General features: G+C 64.2%; 17 protein-coding genes and 3 pseudogenes. 9 read left to right on the top strand and 11 right to left on the bottom strand.

Annotated elements, in window-relative coordinates; genetic code table 11:
- Nucleotides 1-55: 55 nt before the first annotated feature.
- A complete protein-coding gene (gene hsdR / locus BLV04_RS05730) occupies nucleotides 56-2,467 on the bottom strand; it encodes an EcoAI/FtnUII family type I restriction enzme subunit R (RefSeq protein WP_093028921.1) in 2,412 nt (803 codons plus the stop codon).
- A 117-nt stretch (nucleotides 2,468-2,584) separates the two neighbouring features.
- On the opposite strand from hsdR, the gene BLV04_RS05725 reads away from it, so the two are divergent.
- Both BLV04_RS05725 and BLV04_RS05720 read left to right on the top strand, forming a co-directional pair.
- Entirely contained in the window at nucleotides 2,585-2,776 is a 192-nt protein-coding gene (locus tag BLV04_RS05725) for a type II toxin-antitoxin system HicB family antitoxin (RefSeq protein ID WP_093028919.1), read from the top strand.
- Entirely contained in the window at nucleotides 2,773-2,946 is a 174-nt protein-coding gene (locus tag BLV04_RS05720) for a type II toxin-antitoxin system HicA family toxin (RefSeq protein WP_093028917.1), read from the top strand. The genes BLV04_RS05725 and BLV04_RS05720 overlap by 4 nt, the downstream gene beginning before the upstream one ends.
- 385 nt (nucleotides 2,947-3,331) lie before the next feature.
- Here the strand turns inward: BLV04_RS05720 and BLV04_RS25235 are convergent, their stop codons facing one another.
- From BLV04_RS25235 to BLV04_RS05700, 3 genes and pseudogenes are all read right to left on the bottom strand, one after another.
- Nucleotides 3,332-4,444 carry a restriction endonuclease subunit S gene (locus BLV04_RS25235; protein ID WP_217633659.1) on the bottom strand — a complete coding sequence of 371 codons (1,113 nt, stop codon included), beginning with the start codon at nucleotides 4,442-4,444 and terminating at the stop codon, nucleotides 3,332-3,334.
- Nucleotides 4,441-5,559, bottom strand: a complete 1,119-nt coding sequence (locus BLV04_RS05705) for a PDDEXK nuclease domain-containing protein (RefSeq protein WP_093028915.1) — start codon at nucleotides 5,557-5,559, stop codon at nucleotides 4,441-4,443. Before BLV04_RS05705 ends, BLV04_RS25235 begins: the two co-directional genes overlap by 4 nt.
- A pseudogene (locus tag BLV04_RS05700) lies at nucleotides 5,556-6,584 on the bottom strand (HsdM family class I SAM-dependent methyltransferase); the annotation flags it as partial. The gene BLV04_RS05705 and the pseudogene BLV04_RS05700, both read right to left, overlap by 4 nt.
- Before the next feature lie 19 nt (nucleotides 6,585-6,603).
- Here BLV04_RS05700 and BLV04_RS25520 point away from each other — a divergent pair.
- Complete coding sequence (locus BLV04_RS25520) at nucleotides 6,604-6,864, top strand: toxin-antitoxin system HicB family antitoxin (protein ID WP_093028913.1); 261 nt, start codon at nucleotides 6,604-6,606, stop codon at nucleotides 6,862-6,864.
- 111 nt (nucleotides 6,865-6,975) lie between these two features.
- Here BLV04_RS25520 and BLV04_RS05690 read toward each other — a convergent pair whose 3' ends face one another.
- From BLV04_RS05690 to BLV04_RS05675, 4 genes are all read right to left on the bottom strand, one after another.
- Nucleotides 6,976-7,410, bottom strand: coding sequence for a recombinase (locus tag BLV04_RS05690; RefSeq protein WP_093028911.1), 435 nt, complete (start codon nucleotides 7,408-7,410; stop codon nucleotides 6,976-6,978).
- A 76-nt stretch (nucleotides 7,411-7,486) separates the two neighbouring features.
- Nucleotides 7,487-7,762, bottom strand: a complete 276-nt coding sequence (locus BLV04_RS05685) for a type II toxin-antitoxin system HicB family antitoxin (protein WP_342721890.1) — start codon at nucleotides 7,760-7,762, stop codon at nucleotides 7,487-7,489.
- 21 nt (nucleotides 7,763-7,783) lie between these two features.
- Entirely contained in the window at nucleotides 7,784-13,342 is a 5,559-nt protein-coding gene (locus BLV04_RS05680) for an alpha-2-macroglobulin family protein (RefSeq protein ID WP_093028908.1), read from the bottom strand.
- Between the two features lie 79 nt (nucleotides 13,343-13,421).
- A complete protein-coding gene (locus BLV04_RS05675; protein ID WP_245731742.1) occupies nucleotides 13,422-14,234 on the bottom strand; it encodes a transglycosylase SLT domain-containing protein in 813 nt (270 codons plus the stop codon).
- 103 nt (nucleotides 14,235-14,337) lie between these two features.
- Here BLV04_RS05675 and BLV04_RS05670 point away from each other — a divergent pair, with 103 nt between their 5' ends.
- Entirely contained in the window at nucleotides 14,338-14,985 is a 648-nt protein-coding gene (locus tag BLV04_RS05670) for a hypothetical protein (protein ID WP_093028906.1), read from the top strand.
- A 203-nt stretch (nucleotides 14,986-15,188) separates the two neighbouring features.
- Here the strand turns inward: BLV04_RS05670 and BLV04_RS05665 are convergent, their stop codons facing one another.
- The 3 genes from BLV04_RS05665 to BLV04_RS05655 form a co-directional block, all read right to left on the bottom strand.
- On the bottom strand, nucleotides 15,189-15,914 hold the full coding sequence (locus tag BLV04_RS05665) for a hypothetical protein (protein WP_093028905.1): 726 nt from the start codon (nucleotides 15,912-15,914) through the stop codon (nucleotides 15,189-15,191).
- A 339-nt stretch (nucleotides 15,915-16,253) separates the two neighbouring features.
- Nucleotides 16,254-17,366 (bottom strand): alanine dehydrogenase, encoded by a 1,113-nt coding sequence (gene ald / locus BLV04_RS05660; RefSeq protein ID WP_093028903.1) that lies wholly within the window; start codon nucleotides 17,364-17,366, stop codon nucleotides 16,254-16,256.
- A gap of 278 nt (nucleotides 17,367-17,644) precedes the next feature.
- Entirely contained in the window at nucleotides 17,645-20,890 is a 3,246-nt protein-coding gene (locus tag BLV04_RS05655; protein WP_175534509.1) for a patatin-like protein, read from the bottom strand.
- Nucleotides 20,891-21,168: 278 nt separating this feature from the next.
- Between BLV04_RS05655 and BLV04_RS05650 the strand changes: the two genes are divergently transcribed.
- The 5 genes and pseudogenes from BLV04_RS05650 (at nucleotide 21,169) to BLV04_RS25510 (ending at nucleotide 26,571) form a co-directional block, all read left to right on the top strand.
- Complete coding sequence (locus BLV04_RS05650; protein WP_245731740.1) at nucleotides 21,169-22,854, top strand: MFS transporter; 1,686 nt, start codon at nucleotides 21,169-21,171, stop codon at nucleotides 22,852-22,854.
- Nucleotides 22,853-23,134: pseudogene (locus BLV04_RS05645) on the top strand (DEAD/DEAH box helicase family protein); the annotation flags it as partial. The gene BLV04_RS05650 and the pseudogene BLV04_RS05645, both read left to right, overlap by 2 nt.
- Nucleotides 23,135-23,299: 165 nt before the next feature.
- A complete protein-coding gene (locus BLV04_RS05640; RefSeq protein ID WP_093028897.1) occupies nucleotides 23,300-25,441 on the top strand; it encodes a VIT and vWA domain-containing protein in 2,142 nt (713 codons plus the stop codon).
- A gap of 128 nt (nucleotides 25,442-25,569) precedes the next feature.
- Nucleotides 25,570-26,085, top strand: a pseudogene (gene rrtA, locus BLV04_RS25515) (rhombosortase); the annotation flags it as partial.
- A gap of 69 nt (nucleotides 26,086-26,154) precedes the next feature.
- On the top strand, nucleotides 26,155-26,571 hold the full coding sequence (locus tag BLV04_RS25510; protein WP_245731752.1) for a YajD family HNH nuclease: 417 nt from the start codon (nucleotides 26,155-26,157) through the stop codon (nucleotides 26,569-26,571).
- Nucleotides 26,572-26,922 lie beyond the last annotated feature (351 nt).

Here is a 26,922-nt window from a genome sequence, read left to right as displayed (position 1 = left end):
GTGGTCACATCATCGGGATGATCGCGTAGCCCTTGGCCTGATCGCCGAACCCGCCCTACGCGGCCGCCTCGGCGTAAAGCCACTTCTGAAAGTCGACAAAGAGACCCTTGACCTCGACGGCACCCCCGAGATCGACGACCGCATCGCTCAACGAGTTCCGGTACCTAAGTTTAAGCAGGGGTGTCAGTTTTTCGGTCTCCAGCTCCTCGACGCCGACCTGCACGTAATGCAGCAGCACGAAGTCTAGGAAGGCCTGTTGGGTGCCGGAGAAGCGCGCATCGATGATGACCTTCGCCCGTGCCGCGCGATCCTCGCGCGAGAGCGGCGCGACCGCGTACCCGACATAGGCGAGCACATCGAAGAGGTCGCTTTTCTCCGCGTCGATGATTTTCTGCATCTCGGCAAGCTGTGCCTTTCCGAACCCCTGCTCCGCGAGCCCCGCGAGCAGCCTCGCGCGGGTGTCCGGCAGGCTCCAGAGCCGGCGCAGCTCGTCCTCGTCCTTGAAGAACTCGGGCAACCGTCCGAACAGCGCCTCCATGAACTGCTGGGCGGACATGGGCGTGCCGTCGGGGTGCCAGAAGGAGGTCACCGTCATGTGCTGGATGGCCCGCTCTTTCCCGTCGGCGAGCTTCACGCGCGCCTTCCGCCGCTTCGCACAGACGCAGGGGCTCTCGCCGCAGACATGACAGGGTGGTGGTGGCTCCTTGATGCAGACGCAGGGCACCATTCCGCAGCGCTCGCAGGGGTCGGGGTCCGGCGTCTCGCACGCGCACGGGGACTCGCCGCACCGCTCGCAGGTCTCGGGGGCGATCGGCTCCCCGTCCCACTCCGGATCGCTGAAGTGGTGGTGCGCCTTCACGAAGTCGTAGATGGTGAAGTAGTCCTTGCCGTCGTAGAGTCGCGTGCCGCGGCCGATGATCTGCTTGAATTCCACCATGGAGTTCACCGGACGCATCAGGACGATGTTGCGCACGTTGCGCGCGTCCACGCCGGTCGAGAGCTTCTGAGACGTGGTCAGGATGGTCGGAATGGTCTTTTCGTTGTCCTGAAAGTCGCGCAGATACTGCTCGCCCAAGGCGCCGTCGTCGGCGGTGACGCGATGGCAGTAGTTCGGGTCTTTGCTGGTCGTGGCCTGGTTGACGAGGTCGCGCACCGCCAGCGCGTGCGTCTGGTTGGCGCAGAACACCAGGGTCTTGTCGCGCTGATCGATCGCGGCCATAAAGATCTCGACGCGCTTCTTCTCGCGCTCCTTGATCTCGATGATGCGGTTGAAGTCCTTCTCCTCGTAGAGCTTACCCGCTTCGATCTGGCCCTCGACCACGGCGTCGTCGGGCGTGTAGATGTATTCGTCGAGCGTCGTTGCGATCTGCTTCACGCGAAACGGGGTGAGAAATCCGTCGTTGATGCCCTCCTTGAGCGAGTAAATGAAGACCGGCTCGCCGAAGTAGCGGTAGGTGTCCGCGTTGTCCTTGCGCTTGGGTGTTGCGGTGAGCCCGAGCTGAACCGCAGGCGCGAAGTATTCCAGGATGGCCCGCCAGGTGCTCTCGTCGTTCGCACCCCCGCGATGACACTCGTCGATCACGATGAAGTCGAAGAAGTCCGGCGGGTACTCGCCGAAATAGGGCGCCGGCTTCCCGTCATCGGTCTGCCCGCTCATGAAGGTCTGGAAGATGGTGAAGAAGATGTTGCCGTTCTTCGGCACCTTGCCTTTCTTGCGGATATCCGCGGGGGCGATCCGCACCAGGGCATCCTCCGGAAAGGCGGAAAAGGCGTTGTAGCCCTGATCGGCGAGGATATTGCGATCGGCGAGGAAGAGGATCCGCGGTCGCCGCGTCGGCGCTCCGTCCGTTTTCCAGTCCGAGAGGTTCCAGCGACTTTGGAACAGCTTCCAGGTCGTCTGAAAGGCGATGAAGGTCTTGCCGGTCCCGGTCGCCAGGGTGAGCAGGATCCGGTCGCGACCCTCGGCGATCGCCGCGAGGATCCGCTCGACGGCGATGTCCTGGTAGTAGCGCCCTTGGAAGAACCCGCCCTTGTCCTCGAACGGCACCAGGGCGAAGCGGTCGCGCCAGACGTTCTCGATGGCGAAGGTGCGGTTCCACAGCTCCTCGGGTGTCGGGAACCGGGCGACTTCGCCCTCGGCGCCCGTCTCCATGTCGACTTCGTAGATGCCCTGCCCGTTGCTCGAAAAGGCAAAGCGGATCGTGAGCTTGCACGCGTAGTTCTTCGACTGCCCCACGCCCTCGGTCAGGGCCTTGTCCCATGCCTTCGCTTCCAAGGTCGCGAGCTTATGGTTCCGATACACCAGCACATAGTCCGCCGTGAGCGACTTCCCGCGCTTGCCGTTCCCCTCGATACGCCCGAGCGTGATCGGGTACTCACGCAGGATCCGGCTCCCTTCCACGACACCCCATCCCGCCGCTTTGAGCGCGGGATCGATGTGCTCGGCTCTGGTTTCGGCTTCGTTCATGGGTGTTCGCCGGAGGTGACCGGTGATATCTTCAGGGCGTCGACAGCGGAGAAAAGGGGTCGCAAAGCGGTTAAAGCCCTTTCCTGATCAACAATTGCGAACCGGTGAAGGCGTGCCATGACAGTGCTCAAATATACCTATTGGCAAGATGACGGCATGTGGCTCGGGTACCTCGAAGAGTACCCGGATTACACGACACAAGGCGAAACGCTGGAAGAGCTGCAGGATAACCTGAGAGACATTTATCAGGAACTGACGAGTGGCGCCATTCCGTCCGTGCGCCGTGTCGGAGAGCTCGCGGTCGCATGAAACGGCGTGAATTGATCGCCAGGCTCCAGCAAATGGGCTGTGTCCTGATCCGTCACGGCGATCGGCACGATTGGTATCAGAATCCGAAGACCCGAGAATCTCAGCCCGTCCCGCGGCACGTCGAGATCAACGAGTATCTGGCAAATCACATTCTCAAGAAATTGAGCTGATTCGTCGCGCGCAAGGCGTTGCTCATCATCCCGGCCGTAGGGTGGACGAGCGAGAGCGAAGTCCACCAGAACCCGCACCGGTGTTGGTGGACTGCGCTGCGCTTGTCCACCCTACGACTTCCTTCGGCGACATCCCAACTCGCCGCTTTGAGCGCGGGATCGATGTGCTCGGCTCTGGTTTCGGCTTCGTTCATCTTAAACCGCGTCCATCACGGTATGCGTCGTTTTGAGTCATCAACCAGTTTGGCTCTTATCTGTGGCGTCAGAGTCGACGCGGTTTAATAGTTTATTCTTTACTCTTTCTAACCCGCGCCAGCGCCGACAATCGCTGAGTCTACCGAAACCGATACAATCCGGGAACAGTGCATAGCGTTCTGAGCGCGATCTAGAGCTTACCGGTAAAGGCGTCGTGGAGGAGTGATTTCTTCAGGGCGTCGAGGGCGGAGAGTTTGCGTTTGTAGATGGATTCGAGGCGCTCGGTTTCCGCACTTAAAGAGTCTAACGTGCTCACAATACTCGCTTGTTGTGAAATAGGCGGCCAATTAACTAAAAGGGGATGAATATTGTTGCGATTCAATGCGGGATTCGCTGCGCCGGAATCGAACTTTTTGACATCAAGCCCAAGAAAAAAATAGTAAATTAACTTCGGGTTATTGCCCTTGAAGTCCTTCACCCAAAGCGTCGTGTCATGTGGCCAGAAGTCTTTCTCTAAGTAAAACACTTTCCCTAAAGTCCCCTTTCTTCCAATTACAACACCTGGAGCAGAGACTATTGCGTTGCTGTGGTAGCTCTTAATGCCACCGCTTGAGACCACAGGGACTACGCCATCAACTTGCTCACTTTTTGTGATATCGAAGCCACGCTGGAGGGTTAGCTGTTCTCCAATATGCGTTTCCTTCCACCCATTCCCTTTCTTCGCAAAGAACGCGTTCATCTCGCTCTCAAAAACCGCCCGCGCGTTCTCAAGATTCTTCTCGGCATTCGCCTTCGCCGTCGCAATTCCCTCAAAAGCCTCGTCGAGGATGCCGACGATGCGGTGTTGTTCGGGGAGAAGCGGTAATGGAACTTCAAACTGCGCTAACGCTTCGCCTGTGAAGTGCTGGATTCCCGCGCCATTGAAGTGATTCCTCAGCGTTCCATCGAGATCTTTTGAGAGCAGGTAATAGAGAAACCACTTGTTGCGCTCGGGTTCATTGAACCGCACGCGATGGAGCGCTTTCTGGAAATAAATTGGTTCGTCTCGCTGCCAAATGGCGGCCCGTCCAGGGTAACCACCCTCGCAAATAAGTACGTCACCTTTAATCGCGGTGTATTTGGTGGCTTCCTCGGGAAGGAACCGCATTTCAAGGACATCAGATAAATCGAAGTCGAACCAGCGGACGTTCAGATTGCGAAGATACGGCTTTGGCTCCCCCTTGTTTTTGGCCTTGTCCAACATCTTGCCGAGCGAATGGGCAGCAATTTCGCCGACCGCCTTCTTCTCCCACCCCTCCTTCACCCCTCCACCTCCGCTATCCACTCCTCTAGCTTCTGCCGCAATTCCTCTTTGCTCGGCAGGTAGAGCTGGTATTCGCGGGCGTGGATGTTGGCGTCCTTGGGCAGGGTGATTTCGACCAGCGCCTGGTGCTTTTTCTTACACAGCACGATGCCGATGGCGGGGTTCTCGCCTTCCAGTTTGACGTAGCGGTCGAAGTAATTGACGTACATCTGCATCTGGCCGAGATCCTGATGCGTGAGCTTACCGAGCTTGAGGTCGATCAGCACATGGCAGCGCAGCAGGCGGTTGTAGAAGACGAGGTCGACGAAGAAATGGTCGTCATCGAAACTGAAGCGCTTTTGCCGGGACTCGAAAAGGAAGCCCTTGCCGAGTTCGAGAAGGAACTGGCCGAGGCGGTCGATAATGGCACTTTCGAGATCGGATTCGGAATAGCGGCTTTTCTCGGCGAGACCGAGGAATTCCAGCACCAGCGGTTCCTTGAGCAGGTCTTGCGGCTGGCTGACGATCTGGCCTGCGCGCGCGAGTTGGCGGATGCCTTCCTTGTCGCGGCTTAAGGCCAGCCTTTCGTAGAGACCGCTGTCGAACTGGCGCTTGAGTTCGCGCAGCGTCCAGTTTTGCCCGGTGGCTTCGATTTCATAAAAGCTGCGCTCGTCGGCGTTCTTGATGCCGAGCAGGAAGACGTAGTGCGACCAGCTCAACGAGAAGGGGCGCGACGATTGCCCAGGCGCTGTATGGACAATCTGGAATGCCCCGATGCTTTCTTGATCGCCCTCGCTTGGCAATTGGCCAGACACTGTCTGGCTTTTTGTTTTCGATTGGCCAGACATCGTCTGACCAATCCGGTTTTGGTATAGCAGGTAGAACTGCCTCATCGATTTGAGATTGGAAAGCGAGTAGCCCTTTCCGAACTCCCCGGTCAGTCTGTCCGCCAGCGCTCGAAGGATCTCCTGCCCATAAGCAGCGCGCTCTTCGCCCTTTTGTTCTTGTTCCACAATGCGCCGCCCGATCTCATAGTTGGTGCGTACCTGAACAAGATCGACGCCACGCGCCACGATGGCGCGAGCGGAAGTGATGAGTCCACGAATGTCATCAAAGAATGACTGGGTAAGGTTCATAGCAGCCCCCTGATCTCCGCCAGCACTGCTGCACTCTCGGCATCCAGCGCGGCGATTTCGTCCAGGATGTCCCGAGGGCTGCGGTGGGCGACGGTCTCCCCGCCGTTGGGATTCTTCACCGACAGGTCATAGGTCGCCGTGTCGACCGTCGCGACATCCAGGCTCCAGCTCTTCGGCGAGTCGGCAAAGTCCTTCTGCAAGGCCACGAACTCGGCAAGGTCGGCATCGTTGAGGGGCGTGGTCTTTCCCATCGTCCGACCTGGGTCGAGCTGGTAGTACCAGACGGTGCGCGTCGGCGCACCCTTCTCGAAGAAGAGCACCACGGTCTTCACCCCCGCCCCTTGGAAGGTCCCGCTCGGACAGTCGAGGACGGTATGCAGGTTGCTTGACTCGAGGAGGAGCTTTCGCAGTGAGACCGACGCGTTGTCGGAGTTCGAGAGGAAGGTGTTCTTGATGACGACACCGGCTCGCCCGCCGGCGCGCAGGATCTTGATGAAGTGCTGGAGAAAGAGGAAGGCGGTCTCGCCGGTGCGAATCGGGAAGTTCTGCTGGACCTCCTTGCGTTCCTTGCCGCCGAAGGGCGGATTCGCGAGCACGACGTCGTAGCGGTCCTTCTCCTGGATGTCGGCGAGGTTCTCGGTGAGCGTGTTGGTGTGGATGATGTTCGGTGCGTCGATACCGTGCAGGATCATGTTCATGATCGCGATCACATAGGCGAGCGACTTCTTCTCCTTGCCGTAGAAGGTTCGCTCCTGCAGGGTCTTGAGCTGTGCGGTGGTGAGCCCCGGCCGGGACTGCATGAAATCGAGTGCCTCGCACAGGAAGCCCGCCGAGCCGCAGGCGCCGTCGTAGACACGTTCCCCGACCTCGGGCGCGACGACTTGAACCATCGCCCGGATGAGCGGACGCGGGGTGTAATACTCGCCGCCGTTACGCCCGGCATTCCCCATCCGCTTGATCTTTTCTTCATAGAGCGCGGAGAGCTCGTGCTTCTCGGCCTGCGAGCGAAAACGCAGCGCGTCGATTCCTGATCTGCCAGGCTGCATGGCCGACGGCGCCACCATACCGGAGGCGCTTGAGAGTGCCCGCGATGCCGTCACGAGCTGGATTCTGACCGCGCGCGAATTTGGCGACCCGGTGCCCGAGCCGGGCAAAGGCGGCGAATCAGGGCGGTTCGTGCAGCGCGTGCCCAAGTCGCTCCACCGCAAGTTGACTGCGCGCGCCAAGCAAGAGGGAGTCAGCCTCAATACCCTCGTGCTGGATTTCATCGCCGAGGGGATCGGACGACGCGAATCGCATCCCTGATCGAATGGCGCGTCCCTCGATACATCCAGCGCAAGATGCTCGGCGATCCCGTCTCAACTCCACCAGGCGCTTCAGGGTGGTTTTGGTCCGCAAACTGTCGTTCCGTCGCGCTCACCAAGGATCGTCGATCCCGGCGTTGTTGTAGTCCCTCATGCTTTCCAACCAATCCGGCATCCCTTCCTTGACGATCTGCTTCAACTCGACCAGATCGTCCTTGCTGACCAAGCCTTTTTCATGCATGAAGGCGTAGAATTTTTTAAGGCTTGCTGCATTCTCCTTAATGCTGGCTTGGCTTGACCACATGGCCTTCCTGATAAACCAGTCGCCGAGAAACCAGCTGACACCGTCCACGCCGTCTTTGGCCTCGAGCGCGTCCTCGTAAAGCAAGTAGTCGTTGATATAGAAATCGATATTTGCATGATGGTTCTTGACGACCTTCTCGGACAGGCCGGACGCCTTGAGCCAAGCCACGAACTCCGTCAACAGAATTGCGTTCTCGGCCCGGATCTTTTCGCACGCGTCTTCGTATGCTTGGTAATCGGTCATGTAAGAAACTCCATGGCTTGCGGGTATGAATCAGCCATGGCGGACGGTTCCGCAATTGGCTGTGCCGCGGTATTCGTTATGCCGCGACTTCCACATACTCGACTCGACTTTGAGGAATGGGAGGCTTGATCCCGTCTGCTCTCATACCCTCGAGGTGTAAAGCGATAGCCTCCTTGATTTCCGCTTCGACCCCCTCTACTGGGGCGCCGGTGGCGATGCAGCCCGGAAGATCCGGGACATAATAAGCAGAGAAGTTACTCGCTGTTTTCTCGATGACGATTGCATAGCGCATGATGTCACTTCCAGCCTGCTTGTTTGAAAATGCTGTTCTGTGTTCCCGGTGCGATTTCATCGCTGGTTCTCCCGGCAACGGTCAGCGTGCCGGCAGCGCAACCTCTACCCTCCCCGTTTCGGTCCACGCCCGCCGTTGCGGGCGGTACATATCCTCGACCGTGGCGGCGGGGTGGGCGAAGACGCCCGGCGAGACGGCGCGCAGGCGATAGGCGAGCTGGAAGCGGGTCGGTGCCTTCGGACCTCGATCGACGGCGGCGACGAAGCGGTCGGCGCGGAACTCGACATGCTCGGCGGTTTCTTCCAGGCCCAGCCAGGCGATGTCGGCGATGTCGCCGGCCTTGATGAGACTGGGGTTGTCGATCTCGAAGCCGGCCGGGAGCGGATCGTCGACGATGAGTCGCGCTTGGCGCTGGGCGTCTGCGCTGACGGTAATGACGGCGACCATGCGGTCGCCTTGGGTGACGGTGGAGGGGTCGATGCGGCGGCCGTCCAGGTCGTAGTAGGCGCGCTCGATCCGGTAGCCGTCGCCGCCGGCGGGCTCGGGTGTCAGCGGGATGCCGCCGACGCTGACGAGCGCCTCCAGCGGGCGTTGGCCCGCGTTCGCGACGATCAGGGGCAACGCGGCGGCGGTGTCGGCGCCGAGTCGGCTGAACCAGGGGCCGCTCCAGGGCTCGCCCGCGAGTGTCAGTTGCGGTTTGTCTGCGCCCTGCATGAGGGCTCGGGCGGCAAGCAGCAGCCAGGCGTCGTCCTGCGTGCTGGTGTCGGTCGCGTTGACCCAGCCCTGTTCCAGACGTCGGGCGAGGGCCTGTAGGTCGACCGCGCCGGTCGCGCTCTCGGCGGCGAGGGTCAGGACGGCCGCGCCGTCGCGCAACCCGGAGCCGAAGTCGGCGCGCCAAGCGCCGTCGTCGTCGCCCTGCTCCAGCATCGCGACCGCGGCATGGAAGACCGTATCGGCACGCGGACGGTCGCCCATGAGGGCTAGCGCCGCGCCGAGCTGGGCCTTGGCCATGGGTGTGGAGAAGGCGTCGAGCTTGGTCTCGGCGTAATAGCGCAGGTCGCCGATGGCGGCGCGACCGTTGCGGGCGAGGACATAGAGCGCATAGGCGATGTCCTCGCCGCCGCTGCTGAAGTCCGGCACATAGGCGAGCCGGTTGCGCAGGTTGTCCAGCGCCATGTCGAAGGCGCGATCCGGCACCTCGTAGCCTTGCTCGCGGGCACGGGTGAGGAAGTCCGCGACATAGGCGTCGAGCCAGCCGTCGTCGCCGCCCGCACCCCAGAGGCCGAAGCTCCCGTTCGAGGCCTGGTTGGCCAGCACCTCGCCGATCGCCTCGCGCACGCGTTCCTTAATCTCGGTGTCGGTCCCGAGACCGATGGCGGTCGCGACCTCGTTGAGATAGAGCATGGGCAGTGCGCGGCTGGTGAGCTGCTCGGTGCAGCCGTAGGGGTAGCGATCCAGCCCCGTCACCAGGCCGGCGACGTCGAGCGGTCCGGCGCCCGAGATGGAGACCGCGAGCGCTCCGGTGCCGGGCAGCACCTCTGACCAGGCCGAGGCGTCGAGACGCAGCTCCCCGCCCGGGGCCAGATCCACGACCGAGTTGCGCGAGACCAAGGGGGCGTTGGAGCGGACCGGGATCCGCAACGTTTTCGTCAACGCCTGCCCGTCGGGCGTGCGAAGGACCAGATTCAGGGTCTCGTCGCCGACCGAAACCGCTTCGATCGGGATCTGCACGGCGGCACGTCCGCCTTGGGCCAGGGTCAGTGTCCGCTCGGCTTGGTTGGCGGGGATGCGGACATGCCCGCCATCGGTCGCCACCGTCAGGCTGACCTCGCCCGCCGGTCCGTCGACGTGGGTCAGCTCGAGCAGCAGGCGCGAACGGTCCTCGGGCGCGAGGAAGCGCGGCAGGCTGGCCATCATGACGACCGGATCGCGCACCAGCAGGTCCTCGACCGCGTGGCCGACGCCTTGCTTGGACCAGGCCATCGCCATCACACGCAAGGTGCCGTTGAAGTCCGGGATATCGAAGGCGACGCTCGCCCGGCCTTGGGCGTCGAGACGGATGATCTCGGACTGGAAGGCGACCAGATCCTCGGTGGGCGGCGGGCCTTCGAGCCGGATCATGGCGCCGTCGCCGCCGGAGCGCACCGTGCCGGGCACGCCCTGCATGCGGTCGATGAGCTGGCCGTAGAGGTCGCGGACCTCCATCCCGAGACGGCGCTGACCGAAATACCAGCGATCCGGCGCGGGCGATTGATAGCGCGTGAGGTTCAGGATCCCGAGATCGACCGCGGCCAGGGTGACATAGACCGGCTCGCCGGCCGGGGCGTTGGCGACCTGGATCGGGATTTCGAGCCGTTGGCGCGGACGGATCACGCCTGTGGCCGGATCAAGGCCGAGCGTCACAGCAAGCCGGCGCTCAGCCGGATCCACCCCGGCCCAGGTCAGCCCGATCGCGCGTCCGGGCATACGCCGGGCCTCCAGATCCATCGGCCGGTAGAGGGCGGCCGTCACATAGGCGCCCGGCCCCCAGGCACGGGTGACGGGCAACTCGACGGTTGCGCCGTCCTCCGGGACCTCGACGGTGCGCATCTCGATCAGCCGGTCGTCGATGACCATCACCAAGGCCACGCCCGGGAAGCGCGGCTCGATGCGCGCCTTGAGCGTCTCGCCGACCCGATACTCGGCCTTATCGAGCGAGACCTTGAGCAGATCCGGGGTGTCGACGGCGCGCGGCGCGACGTACCAGCCGGCCTCGAAGTCGAGATCCGCGGGCAGGGCCGTCGCATCCGGGCCTTCGACACGCAGACGATAGCCGCCCCACTCCACACGCGCCTCGATCCGCGCGACACCGGTCGCGGCGTCGATCTGGCCCGGCTCCAGGGTGCCGGAGGCGATGCGTTGGGTCGAGACGATCGGCTCGTACTTCCAGCTGCCGTCGGACTCGTACCATTGGAAATCGGTGGTCAGGCGGGAGAGCGTCCAGCGTAGCCCTTCGGCCGGTTGCCGCTGGCCGTTCGGATCGTTGGCAGCATCGATCAGGATGATCTCGAACCCGGCGTTGCCGCCCTCCTCCACCGCGTCCCCGAACAGAGGTTTCACACCGATGCGGGGTTGGCGGGTCGCGACCGGCAGGGTCAGGCTGCGCTCGACCGGGCGCCCGCTGCCCTCGACGAGACGCACGCGCAGATCGGCTTCGAGCGGTCGACTGGTCGGCGGAAGATCGGGCAGTTGCAGGGCGATCTCGGCTTTGCCTTGGTCGTCGGTCCGGGTCGTCGCCAGAGGCTGGCCGACCGGCTCGACCGGCTCGCTCGCCAGGCCGAATCTGAAACCGGGAAACGCGGCGAGGCCCTGCGCGGGCTTGACCTGAACCTCGCCCTCGACGGCGACACCCGCGGCGGGTGCGCCGAAGAGAAAGCGGGCGTCAAGGGCGATCTCGGGCAGGTCCTCGGGATCCAGCGTCTTGACCGGGCTCTCCAGCTCGAAGGCGAGGCGTTCGGGCTCGAAGTCCTCAACCAGGAAGGTGACCTCGGCCAAGGGCGGGGCCTTGGGGTCGCTGTAGGTCGCCGCGCGCCAGGTGCCGCGCATGGCGACGCGGCTGAGGTCCAGCGTCGCACGATAGCCGCCGAGACCCTGATCCTGCGCCAGGAGACGGCCGTGCTCGACCCCGTCGGGGCGCTTGAAGATGAAGGTGATCGGCAGATCCGAGACGGCGTCGGCCTTGGCATCGCGCACCAGGGCGGTCAGCTGGACGGTCTCGCCGGGACGATAGGCGCCGCGCTCGGTGACCAGATAGACATCGAGCGGCTGCGGCGCGGGCCTCCCCGTCACGCCGCGATCGCTCAGATCGAAGGGTGTCTGGGTGAGGTCGAGAAAGCCGTAGTCGCCGTCCGGACCCTCGGCGACCAGGACGGAAGGGGCATTGCCGCCGGTTCCGCGCAGCAGACCGGGCTCGAAGCGGGCATGGCCATCGGCATCGGTGGTCGCCTCGCCGAGGATGTCGTCATTGAGTGCGACCAGGCGCAGCGTCGTGCCGGCGACCGCATCGGCGCTCGAAAGCGAGCGCACCAAGGCGTGCAGGCCGTCGTTGCCCGAGAAGCTCGCAAGCCCGAGATCCGAGACCAGGAACCACTGGGTCGCGAGCGCCTCGGGCTCCTGCATGGCGTTGTGGGGGGCGGCGGTCATGGCGTAGACGCCGGGCCGCAGATCCTCGACCAACTCCCCGACCGGCACCGAGGTGGTGACCTCGCGATTGAGCCGGGTGTCGGCCGGGGGTTTGACCTCGATGTGGCCGTTCCAGATCGCCTCTCCGGAGCGATCGGCGATCTGCTTTGCGTCCCAGGTCGAGAGCTGCTGGCGGAACCGGCCGCTCGCGACCGCCGAGCCGAGGGCGCGGTCGCCGATGCGATAGACCGCCGCGTCGATCCGATCCGTGTTCACCGAGACGACCGGGATCGCCGGATCGCCGCCCGCGGGCAGCACGTAGGCTCGCCCGAGGAAGCGGGCCATGGGCGCGCGGTCGCGCACGAAGATGTCGAGATCAGACGCCTTGGCGAGCGTCTCGCCGTCCGCCGCCGGGAGGCCGGCGCGGACCTGGATGCGGTAGCGCGCGCCGTGCTCGACGCCGTCGATACAGATCTGGCGGGCCTCGACCTCGATCGGCAGGTCGGTGCGGTCGGTCACCCGCACGAAGTCGGCAAGCTGACCTCGGTCGCGTGCCAGCGGATCGCTGAATTGGAGACAGATGCGGGGGCTCGCGGCGTCCGAGTCGACCTCGTGTCCGGTGACGCGGAAGCCGTGCTCGCCGATCAACCGGTCGTATTCGTCGCGAACGGAGGCGTCCTCGACGAGAGCGAGCGAGGCACGCAGGGCGCGGATCGCGGGGCGCCAATCGTCGCGCTCGCCGAGGGTCCGAGCGAGCACGACCAGCGCATCGGCGCGGTCCGACGTGCCCTCGGAGCGCCAATAGGCGTTGACGGCCGCGGCGGTCGCGTCCCGCTTGAAGTTTTGCCGCACCTGCCAATCGGAGGGCTCGGCGGCCATCGCCGTGCGGGCGAGATCGAGCCAGAGTGCGCGCTCGTCGGGGGCAAGGCGAAGGGCCGCAGCGTAGAGGTCCGCAGCGCGCACCGGGTTGTTCGCGGCAGCCCGCGCGGCCTCGGCGGCCACGGAAGCGGGCGATTGATCTCGGGGTGCGGCCTCGGCGATGCGCGCCGCCAGCTTACGGGCCGCATCCAGCTCGGCGCGCGGGAGGAAGCGCAGCTCGGCACTGCGGGTGGCGGCAAGATCCGGGGGCGACACGGCCGCCTGACCGATTCGAACGCGACCGGAAACGGCATCCGGGAAGGGACGTGCGTCCGAGGCGGACTCCTTGAGGAAACACCAGCCCGCCTTGCTGTTGAAGGTGAAGGCGCGGCAGCGGGCGTCCGCGAGACAGGCGTCGCGACAGGATTCGAGATCGATCCCTTTGAGGGTCTCGTAGTCTCCGCCGAAATAGTCCATGCCCGGGGTCAGGAGGATGCTGCGCTCGCCTCCTTCGGCCGCTTCGCTCGGGGTCGGCCAAGCCGTCGAGAAGGACGCGGCCAACAGACCCGCCAAAAGACCCGCCGATAGACCTTCAGGCAAGCGAAGCAAGGAACCGAGCATGACGACACTCCCGTGGTCACCGACACCGGTGGGTCCGGGCAACTCTAGTGCGCGTTCCGCCGCAGGTAAAGGGAATGGCTCAGCGACGACAGGAGCGCAGCTGTGCCCCGTAGGTCTTTGCTTGCTGATCCACGCGGCGCGCGACACGCACCAGCCAGTCCTTCTTCCGATAGGTCCCGCGCTGGAAGCCGCGATGACCCTCGTGGTAGGCGAGATACTGGCTATAGCCGTCCCATTTCGAGATGCCGAGCGTGCGATGACTGACGTCCGTGTACCAGCCGACGAAGTCGACGGCATGGTCGAACTTGGTCCGCTTCGCACGCCGATGACCGGTCTGCTCCCGGTACCAGTCCCAGGTCCCGTCGATCGCCTGCGAATAGCCGTAGGCGCTGGACACGCGTCCCGGCGGCCGGGCGTCGTGTCGGAAACTGGATTCCGCCTGAATGATGGCCAACTGGACCGCAACCGGCGTCCCCCATTTGCGCTCGGCCTTCTTCGTCGCCTTGTACCAGCTCGGGCGCTCTTTGAAGATGGCGCAGGCATCGAGCGGCTTGGAGGGCGGCGAAGGGGCGGAGGCGCAACCGCCGGCGAGCGCGGCCGCAAGGCCAAGGATGGTTAGGGTGTTGAGTCGCCCGCGATGCGATGCCGTCGATTCACCGACGCGACGCAGGCACGTCGAGCCCGCAGCCGTAACACTGTCGACCGCCGAGACGCCAGAATTTGCGCGGTTCGAGCGTCGTCGCGCGGCATCGGCGCGCCGGCTCTCGCCTCGGCTCGCCCCCCCGCTCCGACCCTGCCCAACGCGCCAGATCCGTCCGACGCCCGCGCTCGGAGAAAGCCAGGACCGTCGGACGTACTCGAAAAATCCTGCTGAAATTCCCTTAACACTCATCGAAAGTAAGGGTTAATATCCGGTTGCTTGACAAATTCGACGGACCCCTGACCCCGGAGGTCGCGTCGATCACTCGCACACTGACCCGAAAGGAGGGTTCGCCATGTTCAAATCCAAAGACGCTGTCTCGACGGAGACAGCGAAAAAAACCAAAAGTACCGACCAAGGCTCGCTGATGATGGCTCTCTTGCCCTCGGTCATCCTCTATGCCGCGGCCATCGTTCTGATCGCACTCACCCGCGACGATGCGACCGGAACCATACCCTACTGGGAGACCTTCGTCCCGGTGGTCGCCTTCATCTCCTTGCTCTCGGGCTTCGGACAGGCCTATGTCCGGGATCAGTCCTACCTCTTCTACACCTTGAAGCAGGTCCTGCACTGGGGGATCGTGATCGGTCTGCTGTGGCTGCTGCACACGCACGGCGTGCGCGCTGCGCTCGACGATCAGAAATACCTGCTGGTGCTGCTCTACCTGCTCGGCCTCGCGACCCTGCTCGCCGGCCTGCACATGGATTGGAAATTCGTCTTCTTCGGCGCCTTCCTGGCCTTCTGCACCTACATCCTGGCCGCCCCGGAGAATGTCGCCATCCTAGCCCCGCTCGGGGAAACCTTCGGCATCGCCAACGCGCAAGACAAACCGATGGCCATGATGATCGGCACTGCCGTGGCCGCCTTCCTGGCCAGCACTCTGGTCCTCATCGGGATGCGCGGCGCCATCCTGTCCAAGCGCGTGAGTGCGGCAAGAGCGTGACGGGATCGATAGAGCGGACGCTCGCGTCGCACGCATGACGCGGCGTACCGACCCGATGGCCTCTGTCCGATATCAGCGGGCCTCCCTGCTCGACCGGGGGGCCCGACGCACTGGATGATCATCGCGCCACACTCGATGCGCGCGTCCGGTCGGATCCCGACCGACGAAAGCCCCGCGATCTGCGGGGCTGCACTCTAGGACAATCAGCCCGCGGAGCCGTAAGCCACCTGGCAGACCGCATTCAGGAGCTGCGCGTCGGCAGCCGACTGCGGGGGCTGACCGTTGAGCAACCCTTGGCGACAGTTCGCAGCGCCATGCAGGGTTGCGCCTCCGGACAGCGTGTAGTTGAAGCTCGCGCCTTGTGTCCCGACTGCGTCGACCGAACCGAAGTTGAGCTGATAGTCGCTCTGCGGCACGACAATGACAGTGGTCTGGTTGGCCGATGCGTTGTTCACCAACTCCGTGATGGCCACACCCGTGGCCAATCCCGCCAGACCCCAAGCTGCCGCACTTGTGCCCCACCAGCCCCAGGTATCGGGCGCCCAGTGATACCAACCCGTATTCCAGGGACGACTGTGCCAATAGCCCCCGTTCGCCCAATTGGGATGGAAACCGTTGTAGGGCCGGTTGTAGAAGTTCTTATCGACGTTGACGTTGGTATTGAAGGTATCGTGGTCGACGCGATTGCCGTCAAAACTCCCGTCCGTGCTGCCCCAATGCGGACGCACGTTTTCCCCGTACATCGGGTGAAAGCCGCGATAACCCGCATCCAGGCCGCCGCCATCGAAATGATAGCCGCCTCGATCGAATCCGCCGCCGAAGCGGGCAAACGCATCGAACGATGAGCCGACTCCGGTCGTCAGCAACAGGACCGAGAGTGCGACCGTCGAGCGGCGAATCGTTAGAGAGGGCACGGTGTGACGCAACATCGATGATCTCCTTATACATTCGATAAAACATCGACATCCTCGGATCCGTCGACCGGAGGTGCCGTGATGGATGGACTCGCGCACTCGATCTCGAGCCGAGCGGAGCACGCCGATACCTGAGTGCCTCGCGCAAGTGAAACAGGCCGACAGGCGCCGGGCTCCCGTGGGACACCGCGCCGAGTCAAGACATGCTTCGCGGGCCGACAATACTCGCGACACGCAGGGTCTGCAAGACACCCGCCGGGCCTTGTCCAGCGCCTGCGGAGGAGGCGTCATCGCGGACCCAGACCCTGCACTCGAACCTCGCGACCGCGGGCCTGAAGGCGTCGCGGAACCGGATCAAAGCACGTCGGCGGCCGATACGACGCGATAGCCCAACGCATCGGCAACGGCCGGATGGACCACCTGCCCTTCGCACACGTTGAGCCCGCCGCGAAGATGCGGATCATCCCGAAGGGCGGTACGCCACCCCTTGTCGGCCAACGCCAGCACGTAGGGGAGCGTCGCGTTGTTCAGGGCGTAGGTGGAGGTGTGCGGCACCGCGCCGGGGATGTTCGCGACGCAGTAGTGAAGGATCCCGTCCACGACATAGGTCGGTTGATCATGCGTCGTAGGGCGCGAGGTCTCGAAGCAGCCGCCCTGATCGATCGAGACATCGACGACGACGGCCCCGCGTCGCATGTCGCCGAGCATCGCCCGCGTAACGATGTGCGGCGCCATCGCACCCGGAATCAGGACCGCACCGATCACCAGATCGGCATCCCGGAGCGCACTGCTCAGCGTCGCCCGATTGGAATAGACCACCCGCGCGCGCGACTCGAAATGCGCGGCCAATCGGTCCAGCACCACCGGGCTGCGGTCGAGGATGGTGACATCCGCCTGCAGACCGACCGCCATTTGCGCCGCGTTGAAGCCGACGACCCCGCCGCCGAGGATCAGCACCCGCCCCGGAGTCACGCCGGGTACGCCGCCGAGCAGCACACCGCGACCGCCGTGCGCGACCTCCAAGGCCGTGGCTCCGGCCTGCACCGCCAGGCGCCCCGCGACCTGACTCATCGGCCGCAGGAGGGGCAGTCCGCCGGAGACATCGGTGACGGTCTCGTAGGCGATACAGACGGCACCCGAGGCGATCAGATCCCGCGCCTGCTCGGGATCCGGAGCAAGGTGCAGATAAGAGAACAAGATCTGCCCCGGGCGCAGCCATACCCGTTCCTGCGGCTGCGGCTCTTTCACCTTGACCAACAACTCGGCCTGCGCAAAGACCTCCTCGGCCGTCGTGCAGATCTGCGCGCCGGCGGCCCGATAGACCTCGTCGCTTGCGCCGATCCCGACCCCGGCCGCCGTCTCCACCAGGACGCGATGCCCGCGGTCGACCATCTCCGCCACCGACTCCGGCGACAGACCGACGCGGTACTCGTGGATCTTGATCTCGCGTGGAACCCCGATGAGCATCCCGTCATCCCCCTGCGTCTATCCCCGGTCACGCGCCCGCGAAGGGCACGACTCAGCCAACAGCAGGAAGATGGGGTAGGTTCGCCGCCGCGAGAAGAGCCTCGATCAGTGCCGCTCCGCAACGCATCTCGATCGTGAGCTTGGGCAGATGCGACTCGGCATGACCGAGCGGTCTCGAGCCTATCGATCCTTGCCCCTGACGTCGACAACGGCAGGGCGCGGCGGACGGAGACCAGCCTGCCTCTTCGCTCGCACGTTCGCGATCGCGGCAGCCGAGTCTACCAGCCGGCCAGCACCTCGACCGCTTTCCAGAGTGCCAAAGCGAGTACGCCAAGGCCCAAAACCCAACGAATGGCTGCGCCGATGCCCCGACTTTTGAATTCCGCCCAGAGCGCGAGGGTCACGACAGGCGCAGCAACGATGAGCCAAAACAGCCCCTGAACTCCCTCGCCGGGTTTCAGCGCCCCGGTCGCCACGCCGAGCATCAAACCGAGCGCGATGAGCGCGAGGACCCAGACGGCGATGAACAGCGTACGCCGGCTCTGACGGCTTGTCGCGAAGAGGCCGGAGAGACCATGCCCCAAGGTGATCGTTCGCCCCAGGACCTTGACCGGACCGAGACGCTCGAACCGAGGACGGACATCGTCCGGGAGGCCGTTGAGGACCGCGCGATAAGCCACCGCAAGCGCCTTGGTGGCGGTCCGGGCAAGCACCTCCGCCGGAATATGGCCCCCAACGCTCTCCGCTCCGACGCGATAGTGGTCCTTGAAAAAGGCGACCCGATCCAGCGACTGTTCAGAGCTTGGCCCGAGCAGCTTGGCCGCGCATGCCGACTCGGCAAGCAAACCCGCGAGCGTGGGATCGAGCGGCCGATCGCCTTGCCGAAAGACGAGACGCTCGGCCTGAATGCCGACGCGATCCGCTTTGGCATCCACGTTTGAATCGACCGGAAAGTTGTTCCAAATTGTGGCCTGGAGGGCTGCGTCCCGGATTACAGTCGGTAGATCATCGGCCAGGATCTCATTCTGGCCGGCCTCGATCAGGGCCTTCAGAAAGGGCGTCCAGCTGGCAGCAAACCGGGCTTGATGAGCCGGTGAATCGGACTTGGAATTGGTCTGTGCGTCGCCCGCCACGGCCGCGAAGTCGCTCTCGAGACGCGCGAGCCGTTGCGCATCGGCGCCGGGGAACAGCCCCGCGAGATCGACGCCCACCAGCTCGGAGAGCGTCGGTCGATCACCACGCGCGACCAAGACGGCACGTACCCGCTCCGGCTCCAGCAAGGTCTCCGCGAGCTGGGACAGGCCGTCGAGCCGGCCCCAAAGGATGTCGTTGGAGCGCCAGGAACGTTTGAAGAAGGCGCCGAAATGACCGAGGACGTCTCCGGCGACCTTATCGCGATAATCATTGACCTGCGATAGACCCAGCACGGCGTCCTTGGGACTGAGGCGAACGACTCGGATCACATCGCGCTCGAAGACGAAAGGGTCCTTCTGCAGCGGGAACATCACCTCGTCGAGGCTCCCGAAGCGGGTGTAGGACTCCGCCAGGGTCCGCGTCAGACCAGCCGCACCGGCAGTCTCCTCCGAAAGCAGATCCCACACCGAGCGGTCTTGCGCCCGCAGCAAGGTCATCGGCCGCCGCTCGGGCGGCAGGGCGGCCGTAAAGACACGCAGGAACAGCTCGCGACGCTGCGCTGCACCGTCGGTACTGCGGGGCACCTCGCCGGTAATCCGGACCAACACCTCCGAACGTGCCCGCAGGGTTTGCAGCAGCGTCGTGAGGAACGCCGAATCAGGCACCGACGGCAGGGTCGGTGCAATCTGCGGGGCCTGAGTTCCACCCACGAGGGGCGTGTCGAGCACCGGGTAGAGGAGACAGAAGAGCACCGCCTCCAGCAGGGTCCAGACCTCTTCGGGTGCTCGCGCGCCGTCCGGGGCAAATCGCAGCTCGGCGGCGTCCACCGTGCGCTCCATCACCGAGAGCACGACCTGAAGGAGATCGACCTGACTCGACACCGCGTGGTGCAGATCGCGGACGGGGTCGGGACCGTCCGACGCGGGAGCCGCCTTCAAGGCATCGTCCCAGATCGGCAGATAGAGCAGGTTGAACAAACGGCGCAGGCGGAAATAAACATCGAAGTCGTGCAGCGTATCCAATGCATCGGCGTCCCGGTGCTCGAAGAATCCCCGCACCAAATGCGCGGCAGCAGAGCGTTCCGCGGCAGAGGTGATCAAACGGTCGCGACCGTTGCGTCGCAGGACACCGAGAATTGCACGTTGCGCGAGCGCCAGCAGGCGCGCGCGCACGTAGAGGTTCCCGTCGAGCCGACCTGTGCGCTCCCGGGTACTCGAGGGCCGTGCCTCTTGCCCGGCCGAAGCGCTCTCCCGATCGCGCGCCTCGAGGGCGCCGAGGGCCTGGACCAAGGGGGTCGGCGTCTCTGCCGCATCGAGTCCGCTGCACAGGATGTCGAAACGCTCGATCTCGGCGTTCCGCTCGGCGATCTCCCTGAGGTCGCCGCCGATGCTCTCGTAGCTTGGAATCGCGAGCAAAGACACCATCGCAGCACTGGCCACGCCGGGGGCGGTCAACATGCGCTCGGACGGCGGGACGAACGACTCCGGGTCCGGCTCGACATAAAAGAGCCAGCGTTGGACCGGGCGGTCGGCGTGGCGGAAGAAGATTTGGCGGGTCGTGGAGGAGAAGGGTTTGTTGTCGAGGACACCGCCGTCCAAGAAAAAGTAGTCGCGGTCTCCCGCAAGTTGGCCCCAGGTCCGCAGCTTGGCGTCCGCGCGCTCTTCCTGCCCCGCTTGCGTGCTGTCCGGAACCGGCGCCTTCGCGACCTTCACCGGCGGAAACGCGGCGGGGAAGCAGGAGGTGACGCGCGCAAGCTTTGCCAGCGCCAGATCGGTGTCCGCGTCGGTGGTGAAATCGGTATAACGCGGGGTACCGCCGACGGCGGCTTGCGGCGCCCGGTGTTTGAGTCGAAACACCACCTGATGATCCTTCACATCGACGGAGTGTCCAAGCTCGTCGAACCAGGTGTAGACGTCTCCGTGAACGTCGGTGCCGGTGATGAAGAGATCGAGCTCGGGTGTCGGCGAGGGATCGTCGAGCGGCCCGCTCGTGGCGCCCGGACCCGAGCCGAGTAGCCGGAAGGCGTCGCGCAGCTTCGGCTGGAAATAGCCTTCTCCGTCGAGGATCGAGTTGGCCTGCGCGCAGCGCTTCGGATCGTGGATGAGATCGCCGATATCGCCGTGCTCGCGCCAAAGTGACGCGGTCAATGCAAAATCCTCTGCGTTGACCAGAGAATGGGCGAGCAGAATACCGTTGATTCCGCCGGCGGATGTTCCGCTGATGACGTCGACCGTGATATCCGAGTCAACCAGGGCCTTGATGACGCGATAGATCCCCTCGCCCCGAACCGCGCGATGGAATTCGCGCGTGACACCATTGATATAGATCGCCAGCGACACCCCGCCGTACAGCACGAGTCCAAGGCGTATCTCCCGTGATTTTCGGGACATGGCTTTTCCTCTCAGCACGCGAAGACGGGAGCCACAGGGGCGACCTGAACCACGAGATGACCGACGAGCGCCGGCGCTCCGAGTATAGGAGATTTCGCGCGTTTGCCGAGACGCCCGCCGCCGAAGCGGATACACCGTATGGACAGCCTGCATCGGCGCCGGCGTCGGTAGGCGAACAGAAACCAGCGGCATGCCAACCCCGTTGGATTCGCTCCCGCTCGCAGACGGAATCACGATCGCGTACTCTGCGAGCCTGTGCCGACCAAGAGAATGCCAGCTTGAGCGCTAATCACAGAGGCCCAACGCCCCAAGAGGGCCAAAGCAGCTTTATCGCCGGACCAATGGCCGCTCTGGGTCATTGGCTCGACCGCAACATCCTCGAGATGGGGCGCGAGATGCGGCTCTCGTATCTGCCCCCCTTGATGATCTACGTGGCCTACGGCATCCAGGGCCTGACCGCCATCGTCGGCACCTTCTTCGTCAAGGACTATCTCGGGTTGCCCGCCTCCTTCTTGGCGGCACTGGCATTCTGGGCGGGGATTCCCTGGGTGCTCAAGATGCCCCTGGGGCATCTGGTGGATCTGATCTGGCGCTATAAGGCGGGCCTGGTCTACCTCGGCGCGTCCATGCTCACCGGCAGCCTGCTCATCATGCTCGGCCTGCTGGCGGAACGCGAGGCGATGGCCGCCGTGATGCCGGTGGAAGCTTGGTATGTCCTCGGCGCGCTGCTCGCACCGACGGGCTACGTGATTCAGGACGTGGTGGCGGATGCCATGACGGTGGAGGCGGTCCCGCGGGTCGACGCCGACGGCCAGCCGATCGATCGTGCGCGGCTCAAGCTGATGCACACCACGATGCAAACACTGGGGCGGATCGCCATCATCGGCGGCGGGGTGCTCGTGTCGCTGGCCAACATCTACCTCTTTGCGGGCGTCGAGGCCATGTCGGAGGCCGAGAAGGTCGCGACCTATATCCTGATCTACGAGATGGCCTTGGCGATTCCGGTGATCTCGGTACTCGGCGTCGCCCTGGCGAGCTTCATTAAACACCGCGACCTGCGTCGGCTCGTCGCCAAAGGCTTGGAGGAGACCGACGCCAGAGCGCGCCTGGAACGACCGGCCCAGATCACCAAGCCGAATTGGTGGATCCTCGGGGGCAGCCTGGCCTTCGTGGTCTTCACGCTGGGGATGGGACTCACGGATGTGCCCTACAACCAGGAGATCATCTTCGTCGGCTCCATGGCGATCGTCCTATTCCTCATGTCGCGCCTGTTGCGCGTGCTGGACGCCGAGGCGCGGCTCTATCTCTTGGGTACGGCCATCATCATCTTCGTCTTTCGCGCCATGCCCGGACCGGGCGCGGGTCAGACCTGGTGGATGATCGACGAGCTCGCCTTCGACCAGCAGTTCCTGTCCGTGCTCTCGCTCATCGGCAGCACACTCGCACTGGCGGGGCTGTTCATCTTCCGACGCTTCATGGCCGAGCACTCCATCGCACATGTCGTGGTCTTCCTGACCCTGCTCACCAGCCTCTTCTACCTGCCCATCGTCGGCATGTATTTCGGGCTGCACCACTGGACGGCCGCCGTCACCGGCGGCATCGTCGATGCCCGCTTCATCGCCATCGTGGACACGGCTCTGGAGTCGCCGCTGGGCCAAGTCGCCATGGTGCCCATGCTCGCCTGGATCGCCAACTCGGCCCCGGATAACCTCAAGGCCACCTTCTTCGCCGTCATGGCCTCCTTCAGCAATCTGGCGCTCTCGGCCGGTCAGTTGGGGACCAAGTATCTCAACGAGATCTTCCTCGTGACCCGCGAGGTCAAGGATCCCATCAGCGGCATGGTGAGCGTGCCGGCGGATTACAGCCAGTTGGGCGATTTGATGATCGCCGCACTGGCGATCGGCTTCATTCTCCCGCTTACCGCCGTGGCGCTGGTGAAGGTGACCCGGCTGCGCAGCGCCTGAGGCGTCGAAAAGAGCCGCGGACCGCATCCTGCTGGTCGTGGCCACCGGCACCGGCAAGACCTACACCGCCTTTCAGATCATCTGACGGCTGTGGCGATCCGGTGCCAAGAAACGCATCCTGCTCCTGGTCGACCGCAACATCGGGGCAGACCAGACCAAGACGAACGACTCCAAGCCGTTAGGTCAGGCCATGACCAAGATCACCAACCGCACGGTGGACAAGGCGCTCAAGCCCTATCTCTACCTCTCTCAAGCGGTGACCGGCACCGATGCGGAGAGGCGGAGGCCGGAGGCTGATAGCTAGCCGCAACCGAACCACCCGAAAATATTATTTGAACATCGCTTATTTTTCGACTATATAAATAAACGACGTTCAAATAGGCCGGCCGACCCGGCCTTTTCGATGCGTCTTAATTGAACATCGTTCATATTTTGGAGGTCTCTCATGTACGACGCATCTCGCCTGTTTGGGGCCATCGGCCGGACGCTCACCGTCCTCTTACTCACGACGTCGGTCAGTCAGGCCGCGGGACTCTTGACCCCGAGCGACGGCTCACTGCCCGCCCTCTCGATCCGCGATCACCAGGTCGATGTCCTGGTTCAGGACGGCTATGCCGTCACAACCGTCGAGCAGGTCTTCCACAACCCGCACGCCCAAGACCTCGAGGCGACCTACTCCTTCCCGGTGCCCGAGCAAGGTACGGTGGCCGAGGTCACGGTCTGGATCGACGGCAAGCCCTTGACCGGAGAGGTGCTTCCGAAGGAGCGCGCCGAAGAGGTCTACCAGAGCGAGCGTGCCGCCGGACGCGACGCCGGGATTGCCGTCAAGGACGCCTATCGGACCTTCGACATCCGCGTCGCACCGGTGCGGGCCGGGCAGGATACGCGCGTCCGCTTCGTCTATCTGCAACCGATCGGCATCGATCACGGGATCGGGCGCTATGTCTATCCGCTGGAAGAAGGCGGCGTGGACGAGGCGAAGCTCGCCTTTTGGACGGCGAGCACCGAGGTGCAGGATCGCTTCCGCTTCGATCTGCGCCTGCGCTCGGGCTATCCGGTCGAGGCGGTGCGGATACCGAACGCGAGCGATGCACGGATCGACAAGCTCGACGCGCAGCGCTGGGATCTGCACCTGAGCAACGGCGTCCTGGATGCCGTCGCCGCCGACGGCGATCCCGGCGAGCCGACCGCGTCGACCGAGCCCGGTGCGCCCGGCGCCGCCACGCAGCCCTATCGCCTGGACAAGGATCTGGTCGTCTACTGGCGCCTCGCACAGGATCTGCCCGGCAGCCTCGATCTCGTGACCTACAAACCGGACCCCGCCGGTCGCGGCACCTTCCTGCTGACCCTCACCCCCGGCGATGACCTTCAGCCGATCAGCCAAGGCGCGGACTGGGTCTTCGTGCTCGATCTCTCGGGCTCGATGCAGGGCAAGTACGGCACGCTGGCCGAAGGAATCCGACATGCGCTCGGCAAGCTCCGGCCGGACGACCGCTTTCGCATCGTCACCTTCAACAACAGCGCACGCGAGTTGACCGGCGGCTATGTCCCCGCAACGGCCGCAAGCGTGCTCGAATGGACCGACCGGGTCGCCGCCGAGCAGCCGAACGGCGGTACCGACCTCTACTCCGGTCTCCAGCTCGGCCTGGATCGGGTCGATGCGGACCGCACCAGCGGCATCATCCTGGTGACCGACGGTGTCGCGAACGTCGGCGAGACCGAGCAGCGCAAGTTTCTCCGGCTGATCGAGAAGATGGATGTGCGGCTCTTCACCTTCATCATGGGCAACAGCGCCAACCGCCCGCTCCTGGAGGCACTCACGCAGGCGTCCGACGGCTTCGCCCGCTCGGTTTCCAACGCCGACGACATCGTGGGCGAGATCCTCGCCGCATCGAGCAAGCTGACCCATGCCGCCCTGCACGGCATCCAGCTCGAGATCGACGGGGTGCGGACGACGGATCTCACCCCGGCCCGGCCCGGATCGCTCTATCGCGGCCAGCAGCTGATGTTCCTCGGCCACTACTGGGGCGACGGCGAGGCCACGCTGACCCTGAGCGGTCGCCTCTCCGGCGCCGAGACCCAATACCGCGGGCGCTTCGCCTTCCCGGCCCAGTCGAGCGACAACCCGGAGCTGGAGCGCCTCTGGGCCTACGACCGCATCCGCGAGATGGAGCATGAGATCGAGAACTTCGGCCCGGATGCCGACATGGAAGACGCCGTCCGCGACCTGGGCGTCGCCTACGGACTGGTCACCGATCGCACCAGCATGGTCGTTCTGCGCGAAGAGGTCTTCGAGCAGCTCGGCATCGAGCGCCTGAACGCAACCCGCAGCGATCTCGAGCGTGCCGCACGCGAGCAACGCACTCAACAGGCCCCGACGAGCCCGCGCGTCGACCAAGCCGAGCCCATGTTCACGGGCAATCGTGCGACCCATGCAGGCGGCGGATCAGGGGACGGATCGGGCGGCGGTGCCGGCGCACTCTCCCCGTGGGAGGTTGCGCTCATGCTCCTCGGCTTAGGCGCGATACTCGTGATCCGCGCTCGGACCGGTCGGCGGGCCGACGCGTCGGCGCGTAGGTCGGATTAGCGCAGCGTAATCCGACATTCCCAGGCGGAACGTCGGGTTACGGCGCGCTTAAGGCTCCGAGCGGGTTTGAAAACTCATCTGATGCTCGCCTAACCCGACCTACGGAGTCTCATCTCGGAGCCACCGTCATGACGTCCAAGATGCCCTGGACACTCGCATTCGCCCTCGTGGCGGTCGGCGTCTATCTGATCCTCGGACCGGTCCCGGAAACCCTCATCCTGGACCGATCCATCCCGCTCCGGGCCGAGTCCTGGCGCGCCTTCTCGGCCCATCTCGCACACAGCGACCCGGCCCATCTCCTCTTGGATGTCGCCGGACTCCTGCTGGTCGGTTGGCTTTACGAGCCGGTGCTGCGAGGCCGGATGACAGCGCTGCTGTTGCTTGGCATGCCGAGCATCGTCGGAGCGGTCATGCTGCTGGAGCCCGGACTCGCCGCCTATTGCGGTCTCTCGGGCATCGTCAATCTGATCGTCGGGGCTGGATTGGCCGCGACCTGGAGGGCCGAGTCGCGCGACCCGCTCGCGATCCTCTTCGCACTCGCCGTTGCAGCCAAGATCCTGCTGGAGTGTCTGACGGGCGAGGCCGTTTTCAGCGACACCGCCTGGTCGCCGGTGCACAGCGCCCACGCGGCCGGTTTTCTGATCGGGATCGTGTTGGAGACGGCAAGACCGGCTAAGATTGCCGGCATCGTCAATCCACAAGAGGACACCTCGATGACCTCGAGCAGCGGTCCGCGTCACGCCAAGACCGGCAAACCCATCAACAGCACCAAGCTCGATCGCGTGGTCGCCGACGCCCGCAAGGCCAGCGACGAGCGCGCCGCCGGCTATCGCGAGCAGGCCCTGAAACTCTACGACTGGGTCTGCGGGCGGTGTGCGCGCACCTTCACCCGCGAGAACCTGCGCGAGCTCACCGTCCATCACAAGGACATGAACCACGACAACAACCCGCCCGACGGCAGCAACTGGGAGCTGCTCTGCGTCTACTGCCACGACAACGAGCACCAGAAGTACGAGGAGCACTTAGCCTCTCTGGCCGGCGGCCGTGTCTCCAAGCCGGGCGTCGCCGGAAAGCAGACGACACACAACCCCTTCGAAGGGTTGGCCGATCTCCTGAAGAAAGACGGCTAAACCGCGTCCGGTGCGATCCGAGACGGCTCGTGCGTGAGCAAGGTCGCGGAAACAAACCAGCGCTGGAGCTGACGCGGTTCAGGTTTTTGCTTGATCCAGTGGTTTGGCGTGCGTATCCGCAGGTGGCAGGACCGATGCCAGGCACGCCGCTCGCTCGCAGACACGCGTGATCGAGAACCAGACTCAACGGCGACGGGCTGGTGACATCTCGAAAGCCGATTACACTTGAAGAGGACCTTCAATCACCTAAACCGCGTCGGCTCCGACGCGCCCCTATGCGCGCCGAACCGGCCACAGAGCGGCGCCGATTCATGTCACTCCACGACGCGGTTTAGGTTCAGATACAGCCAG

The organism is Thiocapsa roseopersicina (assembly GCF_900106925.1).
In the GTDB taxonomy this organism is placed as follows: domain Bacteria; phylum Pseudomonadota; class Gammaproteobacteria; order Chromatiales; family Chromatiaceae; genus Thiocapsa; species Thiocapsa roseopersicina.
The sequence above is the reverse complement of the archived record's forward strand: the minus strand, read 5'-3'. Positions and strand labels throughout refer to the sequence as shown.